We start from the raw sequence: 2,352 nt of genomic DNA, 5'->3' as shown, positions 1-2,352 counted from the left end.
TATCTTTATGCCTATGTGGGATCTGGGCAAAGCCGTCAAAAACTAACTCCTTTAATTCCGCGCCTTCAAGGGCGCGGAATTTTATCAAAGCATTAAAATTTCGTCCTTCAAATAAAATTTTAACCTTCGTTTGGCTAAAATACCGCTTTAAATTTAAGGATCAATCATAGTTAAAGAAGTATATTTTATCATCGTATCGGCCGTCATAATATTTTTTGGGCTTGCTACTATTGCGCCCGATTCCGCACTTGTAGGCAGCGCCGGCAATGCCATCCGCTCGTTTAATACCCAGCTATTCGGCTATTTTGCATACATCTATCCGCTATTTTTGCTTGCCTTGGCATACGTAGCCTATAAGCATTTTCGCGGTTTTGACTTTAGATTTTTTGAGTTTAGCATCGGAGCCATTTTGCTGTTTTTTACCATTTTGATGGTGCAGTCGAGTCTCTTTGGCGCTAGCGGTGGAGCAGTTGGCAGCTTCGCGGTGGACGGACTTAGGCGAATGATTGGAAGCGTCGGCGTGTGGATTTTTAATATTACGATTTTTGTGCTTTCGCTAGTGCTTATATTTGAAGATCGTTTTACCGATATCATCAAAAACTGCTTTATTGGCTCAAGAGATGAAAGCTCGCAGGATGAAATTGGGGATGATTTCGCTAGCGATGCGGATGCGGCACAAAGAGGCGGGTTTGCAAAGCATTCGTCTGCGCAAGGCTTGAGAGGTGCGGAAAATTTTAACGCTTTGGATAACTCTTTGAGCGCAGAGGACGGTTCGGCGAAACAGGGTAATTTTGCGGAGCAGGGCGCAAGCGAGCGCGGTTTTGAAGGCGGGCAAAATTTTCAAAATTTAAACGATACTCGCGAGCCTGAAAATGAGCAGAATTTTGGTGACGCGCAGGGTCTGCAGGATTCCGCTGAATGCGAGCTTAAAATGCCGCAAAAGGGAAAGCCGAGCAGGCTAAAAAGGGTCGAGCGCCTAAGCGAGGTCGCCGAAAATAAAAGGCTTTTGGATCAGCTCGATAAGGGCAGGGTGGCTAAGCCCAAGGATTTTAAACTGCCGCCGCTTGATTTTTTAAACCTGCCGCCGAAAAAGAAAAGCAACATCGACGAGAGCGAGATCGATCGTAAAATTTACGACCTGCTCGATAAGCTGCGTAAATTTAAGATCGACGGCGACGTGGTGCGGACTTACTCGGGCCCGGTCGTTACGACCTTTGAGTTTCGCCCCGCTGCGCACATCAAGGTAAGTAAAATTCTAACGCTGCAAGACGATCTGGCGATGGCTCTTCGGGCGCAGACCATCCGTATCCAAGCGCCGGTTCCGGGCAAAGACGTCGTGGGCATCGAGATACCGAATCAAAATATCGATACGATCTATCTGCGCGAAATTTTAGAAAGCGACGTGTTTAAAAGCGCCTCCAGCCCGCTTACCATCGTGCTTGGCAAGGACATCGTGGGGCAGCCTTTCGTCACCGATCTTAAGAAGCTGCCGCACCTTCTCATCGCAGGCACCACCGGAAGCGGCAAGAGCGTGGGCATCAACGCCATGCTGCTTAGCCTTTTGTATCGCAATTCGCCCAAGAGTCTGCGCCTTATAATGATCGATCCGAAGATGCTCGAGTTTAGTATCTACAACGACATCCCGCACCTGCTAACGCCCGTAATCACGCAGCCTAAGCAGGCGATCATTGCGCTAAGCAACCTTGTAGCCGAGATGGAGCAGCGCTACTCGCTCATGGCGCAAAACAGGACGAAAAATATCGACAACTACAACGAAAAGATGTTGCGCGAGGGCGGCGAAATTTTGCCTTACATCGTCGTTATCATCGATGAGCTCGCGGATCTTATGATGACGAGCGGCAAGGACGTAGAGCACTACATCGCGCGTCTGGCGCAGATGGCGCGCGCCAGCGGCATCCATCTCATCGTAGCGACGCAGCGCCCTAGCGTGGACGTCGTCACGGGGCTGATAAAGGCGAATCTGCCTAGCCGCATCAGCTTCCGCGTGGGCTCAAAGGTCGATAGCAAGGTGATTTTGGATCAGATGGGCGCGGACAGCCTGCTTGGGCGGGGCGATATGCTGTTTACGCCGCCTACCGCGCCGGGGCTCATCCGCCTGCACGCGCCGTTTACGACCGAGAATGAGATCAACAAGATCGCGGAATTTTTAAAAGCGCAAGAAAGCGTCGTTTATGACGAGCGATTTTTGATCGAGAATGAGGGCGCTAAGCAAGAAGGCGGTATAATCAATCCGCAAAATATCGTGCTTGACGAGCTTTACGACGAGGCGAAGGCGATCGTTTTGGAGGAGGAGAAAACCTCGATCAGCTACCTGCAGCGCCGCTTGCGTAT

1 protein-coding gene is annotated in these 2,352 nt (G+C 50.2%); it reads left to right on the top strand.

Annotated features, from left to right (window positions below):
• Nucleotides 1-205: 205 nt before the first annotated feature.
• A partial coding sequence (locus Q0198_RS10130; RefSeq protein WP_297897718.1) for a DNA translocase FtsK occupies nucleotides 206-2,352 on the top strand: 2,147 nt, incomplete at its 3' end.

This window comes from uncultured Campylobacter sp. (assembly GCF_938045205.1).
GTDB lineage: Bacteria > Campylobacterota > Campylobacteria > Campylobacterales > Campylobacteraceae > Campylobacter_B.
The sequence above is the reverse complement of the archived record's forward strand: the minus strand, read 5'-3'. Positions and strand labels throughout refer to the sequence as shown.